The following is a 13,297-nucleotide window of genomic DNA, read 5'->3' as shown; positions in this document are numbered from 1 at the left end:
GTCGGTGGGGGTGGATACGGTGAGGGGATGACCTCCCTCCTCCTGGGGCCTGACTCCCGCGCGCGCTGCGCCTGGGTCGGCGACGACGCAGAATACCGCCGGTACCACGACGAGGAGTGGGGGACGCCGCTGCACGGGGACCGCGCGCTGTTCGAGAAGATGGCGCTCGAGGGGTTCCAGGCGGGGCTGTCCTGGATCACGATCCTGCGCAAGCGCCCGCGGTTCCGCGAGGTGTTCGCGGGGTTCGTGCCCGAGGCCGTGGCGGCGTTCGACGACGCGGACGTGGAACGCCTCATGGGAGACACCGGCATCATCCGCAACCGCGCCAAGATCCTCGCGACGATCGGCAATGCGCGCATCGTCGAGTCGATGGCGGACGGGGAGCTCGATGCCCTCATGTGGTCGTTCGCCCCGCCGGCGACCGGAGCACGGCCTCGCGAGTTCGCCGACGTCCCCGCGGTCACGCCGGAGTCGACCGCGCTGAGCAAGGAACTGCGACGCCGGGGTTTCCGCTTCGTCGGGCCGACGACGATGTACGCCCTCATGCAGTCCGCGGGCATGGTGGACGACCACATCGAGGGGTGCTGGAAGGCCTGACGCCTCGACGAAGAAGAGCGCGGGGCCACACGCCCTCGCCCGATATACTCGGCACATCGGGGGATCCCCCGGCGCACGGCGCCGGGTGGCTGCAGGCGCGCGGTCTCCCATCAGACCGTGAGGAGCAGGAGTGGCAACGCGCATGGCAGCGACACCGCCGACGCTGGCGGGGTACAGCTACGTGCGTCCGCTCGGCTCCGGCGGCTTCGCCGACGTGTTCCTCTACGAACAGGACATGCCGCGCCGCGTCGTCGCCGTCAAGGTCCTGCTCGCCGATGCCGTGAACCCCGAGGTGCTGCAGACCTTCAACGTGGAAGCCGACATCTCGGCGCGGCTGAGCGCCCACCCCTCGATCGTCACCATCTACCAGGCGTCGATCTCGGCGGACGGGCGGCCGTACTTCGCGATGGAGTACTGCCCCGACACGATGAGCGCGCGCTACAAGAAGGCCCCCCTCCCGCTCGCGGAGGTGCTCGACATCGGCGTGCGCATGGCCGGCGCTCTGGAGACCGTGCACCGGGCTGGTCTGCTGCACCGCGACATCAAGCCGTCGAACGTGCTCATCAACTCGCTCGGCGCGCCCGTGCTGGCCGACTTCGGCATCGCCGCGGCCGTCATCGAGGAGGGCGAGGGCGAGACCATCGCGATGTCCGTGCCCTGGAGCTCCCCCGAGGTGCTGCAGGAGCGCGTGTCCGGATCCATCCCCAGCGAGGTCTGGAGCCTCGGCGCGACGCTCTACACGCTGCTCGCCGGCCGCAGTCCGTTCGAACGCGCCGACCGCGGTTCGAACTCGCGCGATCAGCTCACCGACCGGATCATCAAGGCGCGCTACACCGCGGTGCCCGTCCCCGGCATCCCGCCGATCATCGACGACATCTTCGCGAGCGCCATGCACCGTGACCCCGCGAAGCGGCCGGCGAGCATGGCGGAGTTCGCGGAGAAGCTGCGCTGGGCGCAGTACGAGCTCGGCATCTCGCCGACGGCCTTCGAGGCGGCGTCGTCGGAGTGGGCGGCGGCCGCGCCGGTGAACTTCTCGGACACCGCCGTCCGCGGACCGGTCATCACGACGGTCGCACCGGACTCCCGTCGGGCCGCCCGCGCCGCTCAGGCCCAGGCCGCCCCGCGCGACCGCGACGACATCCCCGCGGGCCCCCGCGGTCGCAGCCGTTCGCCGCTGGTCGTCGGCATCGTCGGAGCGGTGATCGGGGCCGCCGTGATCGCGGGCCTCGGGACCGCCGCACTGTTCCTCACCGGGGTCCTCTGATGGCAGCGGGGAACCGTGCCAGGGCGGAGGCCGCGCGCCCGTCTCGGGGGCGGCTGATCGCGCTGGTCTCCGGGCTCCTCGCGCTCGTGGTCGTCGTGGCGCTCGCGGTGACGGCCCAGGGGTATCAGTCCCAGGAGGTGCCGCGACTCGAGCCCTCGGTCTGGGTCATGCGCGACAGCGGGCAGTACGCCCGCGTCAACACCGAACTCGCCGAGATCGACACGGTCCGCGACGTCGACGACCCCGAGGCGGTCTGGCAGAGCGGCTCCAGCACCGTGCTGTTCGCGCAGGGGAACCGGCAGCGGTGGGACGTCGATCCGGCCAGCCCCGCCGATCTGCTCTCCGACAGCTCGGAGGAGGGGACGCCGCTCGCTTCGCAGCCCACGCCCGCCGGGACCCGGGACGTCCTCTCCGCCGGGCCCTATGTGGCCTACCGCACCGACACCGGGCAGGTGTCGGTGTCGACCCTCGCGGCCGGAGCGGGCACGGCCCTGGTCGACCCCTTCGCGGAGGTCGAGGTCGAGGAGGGAGAGGACCCGCCCACTTACACCGCGGATGCGATCGGGCTGTCGCCGGATGGCCTGCTCGTCCTCTACTCGGCGGACGAGGGGGCCGTGCGCCGCTTCGACATCGACGAGCACCGGTTCCTCGGGGACGAGTCCCCCGTGGCCGATGCGCCGGAGGCGGGCGAGGGGCTGGCGATCGCGGTCGTCGGTGAGCGCTGGGCGATGCTGCAGCCGAACTCGGGCACGCTGTGGCTCTCCGGGCGCGATGCGGCGGTCACCCTCGACGTCACCGAGGACGCACGCCTGCAGCGCGGTGCCGCCGAGGGCGACGCGGTGCTCGTCGCCGACTCGGACGGCCTCGTCTCCGTGGACCTCGCGTCGGGGGAGGCCGACCGGGTGGCCGAGGCCTCCGGCGTCCCGGCCGCACCGGTCACGGTCCGCGGGGAGACGTACGCGGCGTGGCTCGACAGCGGCGGTGGAACCCTCTGGAGCGCGGGGGAGACCACCCCGCTGCAGGTTCCGGACGAGACGCTCGACGCGGCCGCCATCGACCCGGTCTTCCAGGGCAACGGCGATCGCGCGGTGCTGGTCGAGAAGGGCACCGGCCTCATCTGGACCGCGCCGGAGGGCGTGCTGATCCCGCTCGAGCAGTGGAAGATCGAAGACGACACGGAGCAGCAGGAGGGCACGATCGTCGTCGAGGACGTGGCGGAGCAGCTCCCGCCGGTCGCCGTCGACGACGCGTTCGGCGTGCGGGCCGGGGAGCAGGTCATCCTCCCCGTGCTCTTCAACGATCACGATCCGAACAAGAAGGACGTCCTCACGATCGACCCGGACTCGGTCGCCTCCGGGCTGAGCGACCCTGACTTCGGGGATCTGTCGCTCGTGGCGAACGGTCAGTCCCTGGTCGTGAACGTGAAGGCAGGCTCCGGGCAGACGAGCTTCACCTATGCCGTGACGGACGGCGCCGCCGTGTCGCCCCCGGCGACCGTGACGCTGACGGTGGTCGATCCCGGGGTCAACTCCGCCCCGGTGTGGTGCGGTGTCGACGCCTGCACTCAGGAATGGCCGACACCGCAGATCCTCGCCGGCGGGAGCACGATCGTCTCGGCGCTCTCCGGATGGGTCGACCCCGAGGGCGATGCGTTCGTCCTGAGCGACGCGTACGAGACGGACTCCTCCTCCCCGGTGATGGTGGCCCCGATGGCCGACGGCCGGGTCGCGATCCGGCACACCGACCCCAATGCCGCGGACGCCGTGATCTCGGTCACGGTCGTCGTACAGGACGTGCACGGGGCGACGGCGGAGAAGACCATCGAGGTCCAGGTCAGCGGCAGTCCGGCGTTGCAGGCGTCGGCCGTCGCGGTGACCGCGCGCGTGGGCGAGCGGCAATCCCTGCGCATCTCCGATCACCTGTCCGGAGGGTCGGGCTCGTACCGCCTCGTGGACGCCGTCCAGACCGCCGCGACGGCACAGGGCTTCGAGGTCACCCCGAACGCGGCCTCCGGCACCGTCGATCTGACCGCCGCCGAGCCGGGCCAGTACGTGGTCACCTACACCGCGCAGGACGTCACGACCCAGGCCGAGCAGTCCGCGGTCATCCGGATCACCGCTGTCGACGGCTCCGCGGCGCTCGCGATGGCGCCGCTGACGGCGTTCGTCCGCGAGGGCGAGGACACGACCGTCGATGTCCTCGGCGCGGTGCAGAACACCAGCGGACGGGTGCTGCTGCTGTCCGACGCCGTGAGCTCGACGCCGCAGCTCAACGTGCGCGTGGTCGGCAACGAGAGCCTGCGGGTCAACGGCACGACCGAGGACGGCGAGCCCGGCCTGATCGGCAAGGCCACCGTCACGGTGGCAGACGGCGCGGGCGGGGCCGTGCAGGGCACCGTCAGCGTGTTCCTCACTCCGCCGTCGACGGTCACCCGGCCGATCGTCTTCCCGGATGCGGTGACGGTGCGAGCCGGTTCGCTCACGCGCATCGAAGTGGCGGCCAACGATGTGGCGCCGCGCGGGGAACCGCTCCTCGTGCTCCCGGAGGTGACCGGATCCGGCGAGCCGGACGAGCTCGTGTTCGCCGACCGCAACGCACTGCGCTATCTGGCGCCGAAGACTCCCGGCACGTACCGCCTGACGTACTCCGTCTCCCTCGAACGGAATCCGTCGCTGTCGGACGACGGCGTCGTGACGGTCACGGTCGTGCCGCCGGGCACGAACCGGGCCCCCACGCCGACGCCGCTCACCGGTCGCGTCCTCAGCGGCCAGACGGTCTCCATCCCGGTGCCGACGACCGGGATGGACGGCGACGGCGACCGCGTGGTGCTGTCCGGCGTCGAGCAGCCGAAGAAGGGCGGCGGCACGGCCACCATCTCCGCGAACGGTGAGGCGATCGTGTACCGCGCGCCGGCCGGAGGCGTCGCCGGCGGCCAGGTCTCATTCCGCTACAGCGTCCGTGATCCGCAGGGTGAGGAGGGGAGCGCGGCCGTGCGCATCGGCGTCCTCGATGCGGACGTGGACGACGCCGCCCCCGTGACCTTCAGCGACTACGTCCGCGTCGAGGCGGGCTCCCGCACGCCGGTCGTGCTGGACCCGCGCTCGAACGATCTCGACCCGGCGCAGAGCGAGCTCGAGATCACCGAGCTCGTGCCGAACGCGCCGCCCGTCAAGGGGAATCCGCTGTACGACCGGCTCAACGCGCTGATCGACTCCGACACCTCGCTGAAGGACGGCCGGGTCGTGCTGCGTGCCGGCGAGACCGCCGGCACCAACTCGTACTTCTACACGGTGAAGTCGTCGCGCACGGGGAGCACGGCGCAGGGCCTCATCGTCGTGACCGTCACCGACGGCACGGTCGCCGATCAACCGGTCATCGCGGACACCGTGCTCACCGCGCGCGACCGCGACGATCTCGCCGATCGCGGCATCGATGTCGTGACCGACCGGGTCCGCTGGCCCTCCGGCGACGTCGGCTCGCTGCGGCTGCGCCTGTGGGGAGAGCAGCCCGGCTATTCGGTGCAGGGGAACCGCATCGTGGGCACCGCGCCGAAGGAGGGCGCTCTGGTGCCCTTCCAGCTCACCGGAACGGCAGCGAACGGACGCGACGTCGTCGCCTACGGCTTCCTGCGCATCCCGGCGTTCGACGACATGCAGGTGCAGCTCGTCCCCGGCGCGACGCCGGTCGTCGTCGACGAGGACGCGGCGGTCTCCTTCCCCGTGCAGGACTACGCCGACCTCCCGTCGTCCGATGCGATCGAGATCGGCACCGGGTCGTTCACCGCCCAGCGGGCTGCCGCAGAATGCACCGCCGACGGCCCGCGCGAGGCGGAGTACCGGGCCGGCCGCGAGGCGCCGTGGTCGGACACCTGCCTGATCCCGGTGCGCCTGGAGGGGCAGAAGCGGTGGTCGTACCTCGACGTGCCCATCAGCGTCCGCCCGTCCGAGCCGCAGCTGCTGCTCTCCTCCATCTCGCACACGATCGCCCCCGGAGCGACGGAGAGCGTCGACCTCTACGCCAACATGGCCGCGTGGGAAGGGGGCCGGGAGGGCAACGCCTCCTCCCTCGAGTACCGCATCGTCTACTCCGGTTCGGCGTTCCTCGTCACGCAGAGCGGCGGGAAGCTGACGATCGAGGCGCGCGCCGATGCGCGACCGGGCAACACCGAGAACGTCAGCGTCACCGTGCCGCAGTACGGACAGCCGTCGGCGTCCGTCCGCCTCGTCGTCGGCGCGGCCCCGCCGGACGCCCCGCGGGGAGCGACCTTCACCAAGCAGTGCGTCGTCACGAGCGCCAACTGCTCGATCGACGTGGTCGACGTCGCCGGTGAGTACGATCCCTTCGCCGGGAAGCCGGGATCCGGGCTGCGCCTGATGTCGCTCGGGGCCGGCGCGCGCTGCGACGTGGCCTCGGTCTCGACAGCAGGCGCCAAGACCATCACGGCGAGCTGGCCCGGCGGCGGGCAGGCGCCCGGCGGACAGTGCGTGATCCCGTTCGTCGTGTCGGATGCGCAGGGCCGCACCGGCACCGGCACGCTCACCCTCGACCTCCAGGGGTTCCCGCAGGCCCCCGCGAGCGTCACGACGGTCGGCTTCACCCGCACGACCGTCGCGCTGGAGGTGCCGCTCGGCGAGGCGGGACGCGCGCATCCCGCGGTCTCCGGTGTGACGATCCTCCAGGACGGCGCCCCGGCGAATGCGTCCTGCAGCCCGGCCGGTGCCGTCTACCGCTGCACGGTCAACGGGCTGACGAACGGCACCCCGCACACGTTCACCGCCGCGGCCGTCAACGCCGTCGGCACCTCGGCCGCGACGTCGCCGCACACGAGCTGGGCCTACGCCGCTCCTGTCGTCTCGAACGCGACGGCCACGCCGGAGTACCGACCGGGGGTCTCCGACCGGGGACGTGGGGCGGTCCGGGTGTCGATCGACGCCGCCGACGACGCCGTCTCGTTCCGGATCGAGGAGACGGGCGAGGTCATCAACCGCACGGGGGCGACCACCACGGCCGAGATCGCGCTGTCGCCGGGGGCGCAGACGCTGACGATCGTCCCGATCAGCCAGTTCCAGCCGCCGACCGGCGGCGGCAACGAGGGCGGCGGGTTCCGCACCTCGGTGACGGTCGCCGGCTCGGTGTACTTCGACCCGGCGGCGACCCAGGCGACGGTCGTCTCGAACACGGCGGTGAACGTCTCCGGCATCGCGGCGCAGGCCAACGGCAGCGCCAAGGGCGTCCAGGTCGTGTACGTGGCGTGGCGGTCGGGCAACGTCAGCTGCACCGCACGCGGCGACGGCACGCTCGCGGTGTCCGGCGGCGAGGTGCAGTCCGAGTCCCCGTCCCTCCAGGGGCTGCGGCCGTACCAGCTGTACTCCGTCAAGGCCTGCGCCTCGAACGGCTACGGGGTGGCGGAGTCGTCGACCGCGACGGTCTTCACGTTCACGTTCGTCGACGGCCCCGGCGGCGACACGACCTACACGGTCGCGAAGGACCCCCGGCGCGACGGGAACCGCTACGAGTACGGGCTGGCCTCGGCCCCGCGCATCGAGGTGGAGAACGGGTTCGTGCCGAAGTACTACATGTACGGATCGTGGCGCGATGACTTCGCGCTCACCCCGGACTCGTCACCGGGCCAGGTCCTCGCCCGCGCCTGCCATGCCAGCCAGAGCAACTCCTGCTCCGGCGAGGTCACCATCACCGCGACGACCGCACCGACCGTGGTCAACGCCGTGTTCCAACCCTGCATGCCCGTCGTCGAGGGCGACGTCGTGACGGTGTCCGCCGCCGCACGCGGCTCGTACATCCTCGAGGCGACGCCCCTGGTCGACACTCCCGGCACCTTCGACGTGACCATCACGTGGACCGGAGCCTTCGCCACCCTCACCCCCATCACGCATCGCGTCACGGGCCTGTGCCCCTGACCGCCGAGCACACCGACACGAATACTCTTTCCCTATGCCAGCCACCGCAGCAGCCCCCGTCACCATCGCTCCCGAGCAGGCCTCCTGGTTCGCCGAGACGTTCTCGATCCTGACCGGCAACATCGAGCAGGCGATCCTCGGCAAGCGCCACGTGGTCGAACTCGTGCTCGCCACCGCCGTCAGCGGCGGCCACGTCCTCCTGGAGGACTATCCGGGAACCGGCAAGACAGCGCTCGCCCGCGCCGTCGCCCAGACGGTCAACGGGACCAGCAGCCGCATCCAGTTCACGCCCGACCTCCTTCCGGGAGATGTGACCGGCATCACGGTCTACGACCAGAAGGAGGGCACGTTCGAGTTCCACGCGGGGCCCGTCTTCGCGAACATCGTGCTCGCCGACGAGATCAACCGGGCGAGCCCGAAGACCCAGTCCGCGCTGCTCGAGGTCATGGAGGAGGGCACGGTCACGGTCGACGGCGTCACCCGGTCCGTCGGCTCCCCGTTCCTCGTGATGGCGACGCAGAACCCCATCGAGCAGGGCGGCACCTACCGGCTGCCGGAGGCCCAGCTCGACCGCTTCATGATCAAGACCTCGATCGGCTACCCCGACGAGGCGGCGACGATGCGCATCCTGCAGGGCGCCGGTCGGCCGAAGACGGTGCTCGACGGCATCGTCGACACCGACACGATCCTGACGATGGCGGAGATGTCGCGCGGGGTCTACGTGAACCCGCTGGTGTCGGACTACATCATGCGCATCGTCGACGCCACGCGGCGCGCGTCCGAGGTCCGTCTCGGGGCCAGTGTGCGCGGGGCCCTGGCGCTGTCGCGACTGGTGATGACGTGGGCGGCCAAGAACGGGCGCACGTTCGTGACGCCCGACGACGTGCGCGAACTCGCCGTCGTCGCCCTCGCGCACCGTCTCGTGCTCGAACCGGAAGCCGAGTTCGACGGGGTGACGGCCGTGGCCGTGGTCGGACAGATCCTCCTCGACGTCGAGCCTCCGCGCGAGAACGGCACTGCGTGACCTTCAGCACCGAATCCCGCCTGACGCGGACGACCGCCGGCACGAGCACGTCGACGCGGACGTCCACCGTCACGCGTTACGACCGCACGCGCCGCGGTCCCGTGCGCGGCGCGGTCTTCGGCGCGCGTCGGGTGGTCCGCTCCGTGGGGCGCGCGACGAGGGCCACGGTCGGCTGGGTCCGTGAGACGGTCACCACGGCGGGGATGCTCGTCGCCGTGGCCGTGGTGCTCGGCGTGCTCGCCGGGCTGCTGTTCGGCTGGGTGGAGGCCTGGGCGGTCGCCACGATCGCGCTCGTGCTGCTGGTGGCCTGCGTGCCGTTCATCCTCGGCGCCCATGACTACCGGATCGATCTCGTGCTCGACCGCGACCGCGTCGTCGCGGGCGCCGAGATCGGTGCGACGCTCGACGTCCGCAACAACGGCGAGCGCCTCTCCCTCCCCGGCGTCGTGGACGTGCCGGTGGGGGAGGGCCTCGTCGAGGCGCACGTGCCGCTGCTCCGACCGGGCGCGCACCACCGTGAGGAGCTGACGATCGCCGCACACCGCCGCGGCGTCATCGACGTCGGCCCCATGACCATCACCCGCGGCGACCCGATCGGGATCCTCCGCCGAGAACTCCGCTGGCCGGACGTGCAGCGCATCCATGTGCACCCGGTGACCGTGCGGCTCCCCAGCACTAGCGCGGGCCTGATCCGCGACCTCGAGGGCACGCCGAGCACCACCCTGGTGGACGCCGACCTCTCCTTCCACGCCGTGCGGGAGTACGTCGTCGGCGACTCGCCGCGCCACATCCACTGGAAGTCGACGGCGAAGACGGGCACTCTCATGGTGCGGCAGTACGAGGAGTCCCGGCACGCGCGCATCGCCGTCATCCTCGACCTCGACCCCGAGTCCTACGCGAGCGACGACGAGTTCGAGAACACGGTCAGCGCCGCCGCGTCCCTGGCGCTGCAGGGCGTGCGGGACGGCAGGGACGTGCTCTTCTCGGTGAGCAACGAGATCCCGGAACACGGCCGCGCGGAGGTGCTGTCGATCCGCACTCTGCCCACGGTCACTCCCAAGGCGCTCCTCGACGCGACCTCCACGATCGATCAGGCGGCACGGGTGATGCGGCTCGAAGCCGTCGCCGCCCTCACGGCGCAGTCGTACCCCGACCTCTCGATCGGGTTCCTGTTGACCGGCTCCCTCCTGCCGCTCGAGCGTCTGCGTCACGCGGCGGTGAAGCTCCCGGCGGCCGTGGAGGCCGTGGCGGTGCGCAGTGAGCTCGGTGCGCAGCCGACGATGCGGACGGCCAGGGAGCTCGCGGTGATGACCCTCGGCGCGCTCGGCGACCTCCCGCAGATGCTCGCCCGCGGAGCCCTGCGATGAACGCGGCCGGCCCGAAGCGCGGGCGGCCGCGTCGCGGCAGCCTTCCCTCGGCCCTGACCCTCTGGTCGCTGGGGTACGTGCTGGTCGGCGTGCTCCTCGCCACAGCGGCCGCCTGGCCGGTCTACGAGTCGTCCCGGGCCCTCGCCGTGGGGATCGTGGGCGGCCTCCTCGGCATGGCCGTCGCCGTCGTCGCGCGCATCCTGCGCTGGGGAACGCCGCTCGCCGCGCTTGCCGCAGCCGGCGTGTACCTGCTGGTCTCGGTGCCACTGGCCATCCCGTCCGCGCTCACCTCCGTGCCCGCATTCCTCGGCGGCGTGCGGGACGCGGTGCTCGGGGTCGTGCTGGGCTGGAAGCAGATGCTCACCCTGAACCCGCCGCTGGGGGAGTATCAGGCGGTCCTCATCCCCTTCCTCGTCGTGATGCTGTCCGGCTCGTTCGTGGCCACGCTCCTCGTCTGGAGCGGGGGCAGGCGGGCGGTGGCGGCCGTCCCCGTGGTCGTGGCCATGAGCGTCTTCGGCATCGCGTTCGGCGTGAGCGGCACGTCCTCCCCGGTCTCGGTGGCCGGAGTCGAGCTCCCCGCCCCCCGGGAATGGCTGATCGGCGTCGCCGTCTTCGTGGTCTCCCTCGTCTGGCTCGTCGGACGCACGCGGCTGCAGCGCGCCGCCGCCCTGCGCAGCGTGGCGGCGGCGAACATCTCCCGCCGTGCGACCCCCGCCTGGCTCACCGTGCGCCGGCACCTCCTCTCCGCGGGGCTGGCCGTTATCGCCCTGGCCGCGGGCTTCGCGATCGCTCCCGCGGCGGCCGGCTGGTCGGACCGCTCCGTCCTCCGCGACGAGGTCGAGCCGATGGTGGTGGTGCAGGAGCAGCCGAGCCCGCTCAGCTCCTATCGCTCCTGGTTCGCCGGCGGCATGCTGGACACGCCGGTCGTGCAGCTGGAGGGCGATCCCGGTGCCGTGGATCGTCTCCGTCTGGTCACCCTCGACGCCTACGACGGCGAGGACTTCCACATCGACGCCGACGACCGCTTCAGCCGCCTGCCCCGTTCGGCCCTCCCCGGCTCCGGCCGGGTGACGATGGAGATCACGATCGGCGAGGGCTACCGGGGGATCTGGGTCCCGTCGCCGGCCGGTCTCGCCGAGGCGCCCGCCTTCTCCGGGGAGCGCGCGGACGCGCTCGCCGACGGCTTCCACGTGAACGCCGACGGCGACACCGCGATCACCGTCGCCGACGCGCCGGGCGGCGGGGAGGGGCTGGTACCCGGGGATCGCTACGCCGTGCTCATCGATGCGCCGGGCAAGCCCGGTGACCTCGCAGCGCTCCAGGGCGGACGCTCGACCCTCGACACCGATCGGTACCCGGCGCTCGTCGAATGGGCCGAGATGCAGGAGCAGCCGCGGACCGGCGCCGGCTACCTCGAGGTGATCGATCGCCTCCGGTCCCGCGGCTATCTCAGCCACGCTCTGCTGGAAGACGAAGCGGCCGCCGGTTGGATCGCCGCTCTGCAGCAGTCCGAGGGGTATGCCTTCGCACCCAGCTATGCCGGGCACTCCGCGGCCCGCATCGAAGAGCTCTTCACGGCGCTGACCGAGCAGGAGCGGCGGGCGGGCGCCGACGCGAAGCCGGAGATGCTCGTGTCGGCGGTCGGCGACGACGAGCAGTTCTCCGTGGCCGCGGCTCTCGTCGCGCAGCACTGGGGGCTGGAGTCCCGGGTGGTGATGGGCGCGCGCCTCGCCGGCGCGGACGAGGTCCCGGGGATCCCCGCCTGCGGCGACGTGTGCACCGGCGCGAACATGAGCGCGTGGGTCGAGGTTCGCACCTCAGGGGGAGAGTGGATCCCCGTCGACACCACGCCGCAGTACGCGATGCTGCCGAGCACCCTCACCGAGGGCGAGCAACTGCCGGAGCATCCCACGGTCCCCGAGCAGCCGCGGTCCGAGGCGCTGGACCCGCCGCAGGCGCAGAGCGACGCGAACAACGACGCGCCCCCGCTCGAGGAGCCGGCGTCGGAGGTCCTCGCCGTCCTGCTGCCGATCCTCCGGGGTGTCGGCCTCGGTCTCCTCGCCCTGCTGCTGCTCGCCCTGCCCTTCCTCGTGCTCCTCGTCGCGAAGAGCAGGCGCGCACACGCGCGCCGCACGGCCCCGGATCCCGAAGTCCGTCTGGCCGGCGCCTGGGAGGAGCTCGCCGACGTCTACGCCGATCATGACGTGCCCATGGCCGGGCAGGGCACCCGGACGCAGCGCGCGCAATCGAGCGGTCGCGCGGCCGCGCAACGGCTCGCCGCCCTCGTGGACCGTGCCGTGTTCGCCGAGCACCCGCCGACTCCCGAGGATGCGATGGCCGCGTGGGCTCTCGTGGACGCGGAGCGGGCGGAGCTCGCGAAGACGGGGACACGGTGGCAGCGCCTGCGTGCCCGCATCCGGCCGACCTCGTTCGTGGCCAGGACGCGGTCGCTGCGCCTCCCCGGCTTCGGTGCACGACCCATGCTCGGTACGCTCGGATGGACCGGTTCACTGGATGACCGGAAGAAGGGGGACTCATGACCGCGCCCGCGGACTCCGGTCTGGCCACGATGCTCGTCATCATCGTCGGACTCGGCCTGCTCGTCGGCCTGGCCGTCTACGTCTGGTACGCCCTCGCGCTCTCGCGCCTGTTCCCCCGGATCGACGGGGAGGGGTGGAAGGGCTGGGTGCCCGTCCTGAACGAGGCCGAGATCCTCGCGCGCGGGGGAGTGCCCGCCTGGTCGGTGGTGTTCTACTTCATCCCGATCGTGCAGCTCTACGGGATCTACCTCAAGGTCGTCGCGACCCACCGGATCAACCGGCGCTTCGGACGGGGCGCCGGCATGACGGTGCTCGCCATCCTGCTGCCGCCGGTCTGGGCGACCGTCCTCGCCTGGGGCCCCGCCCCCTATCCCGAGGGCGACCGTCTCGCGGCGCTCCAGCCCGGGCCGCGCCGCAGCGCTCCGCCGGCGACGGCTCCTGCGCGTGATGCCTCGGGGTACACGATCCCCTCCCTCGCCCCGGCCGGGACCGGATCTCCGGAGACGCCGTCCCTGATCTTCCCCGACTACGCCGCGCCGCCCGCCGTGGTTCCCGCCCCCAGCGCGCCGCCCGCCGGCTCGGCGGGC

The 13,297-nt window shown here is 72.2% G+C and carries 7 protein-coding genes; all 7 read left to right on the top strand.

The annotated features are described in order from the left end of the window. Positions 1-27 precede the first annotated feature (27 nt). A complete protein-coding gene (locus BV453_RS00880) occupies positions 28-597 on the top strand; it encodes a DNA-3-methyladenine glycosylase I (protein ID WP_025104657.1) in 570 nt (189 codons plus the stop codon). A 142-nt stretch (positions 598-739) separates the two neighbouring features. Beyond that, positions 740-1,861, top strand: a complete 1,122-nt coding sequence (locus tag BV453_RS00875; RefSeq protein ID WP_249520624.1) for a serine/threonine-protein kinase — start codon at positions 740-742, stop codon at positions 1,859-1,861. After that, positions 1,861-7,779 carry an Ig-like domain-containing protein gene (locus tag BV453_RS00870; RefSeq protein WP_249520623.1) on the top strand — a complete coding sequence of 1,973 codons (5,919 nt, stop codon included), beginning with the start codon at positions 1,861-1,863 and terminating at the stop codon, positions 7,777-7,779. Before BV453_RS00875 ends, BV453_RS00870 begins: the two co-directional genes overlap by 1 nt. A 34-nt stretch (positions 7,780-7,813) precedes the next feature. Continuing rightward, on the top strand, positions 7,814-8,803 hold the full coding sequence (locus BV453_RS00865; RefSeq protein ID WP_060922371.1) for a MoxR family ATPase: 990 nt from the start codon (positions 7,814-7,816) through the stop codon (positions 8,801-8,803). Continuing rightward, positions 8,800-10,170 carry a DUF58 domain-containing protein gene (locus tag BV453_RS00860; RefSeq protein WP_025104653.1) on the top strand — a complete coding sequence of 457 codons (1,371 nt, stop codon included), beginning with the start codon at positions 8,800-8,802 and terminating at the stop codon, positions 10,168-10,170. The genes BV453_RS00865 and BV453_RS00860 overlap by 4 nt, the downstream gene beginning before the upstream one ends. Next, the gene (locus tag BV453_RS00855; RefSeq protein WP_249520622.1) at positions 10,167-12,710 is read left to right on the top strand and encodes a transglutaminase-like domain-containing protein; all 2,544 of its coding nucleotides are present in this window, start codon (positions 10,167-10,169) and stop codon (positions 12,708-12,710) included. The genes BV453_RS00860 and BV453_RS00855 overlap by 4 nt, the downstream gene beginning before the upstream one ends. Further along, positions 12,707-13,297, top strand: a 591-nt coding sequence (locus tag BV453_RS00850) for a DUF5684 domain-containing protein (protein ID WP_249520621.1), incomplete at its 3' end; no start/stop codon positions are given. The genes BV453_RS00855 and BV453_RS00850, both read left to right, overlap by 4 nt.

Origin of the sequence: Microbacterium sp. ER1, assembly GCF_023383675.1 — a bacterium.
In the GTDB taxonomy this organism is placed as follows: Bacteria; Actinomycetota; Actinomycetes; order Actinomycetales; family Microbacteriaceae; genus Microbacterium.
This window is presented reverse-complemented; position numbering and strand designations above follow the sequence as displayed.

Excerpts from the sequence above, each read along its gene's own strand:
- BV453_RS00880 (WP_025104657.1), top strand. The coding sequence starts at position 28 with ATGACCTCCCTCCTCCTGGGGCCTGACTCCCGCGCGCGCTGCGCCTGG.
- BV453_RS00875 (WP_249520624.1), top strand. The coding sequence starts at position 740 with ATGGCAGCGACACCGCCGACGCTGGCGGGGTACAGCTACGTGCGTCCG.
- BV453_RS00870 (WP_249520623.1), top strand. The coding sequence starts at position 1,861 with ATGGCAGCGGGGAACCGTGCCAGGGCGGAGGCCGCGCGCCCGTCTCGG.
- BV453_RS00865 (WP_060922371.1), top strand. The coding sequence starts at position 7,814 with ATGCCAGCCACCGCAGCAGCCCCCGTCACCATCGCTCCCGAGCAGGCC.
- BV453_RS00855 (WP_249520622.1), top strand. The coding sequence starts at position 10,167 with ATGAACGCGGCCGGCCCGAAGCGCGGGCGGCCGCGTCGCGGCAGCCTT.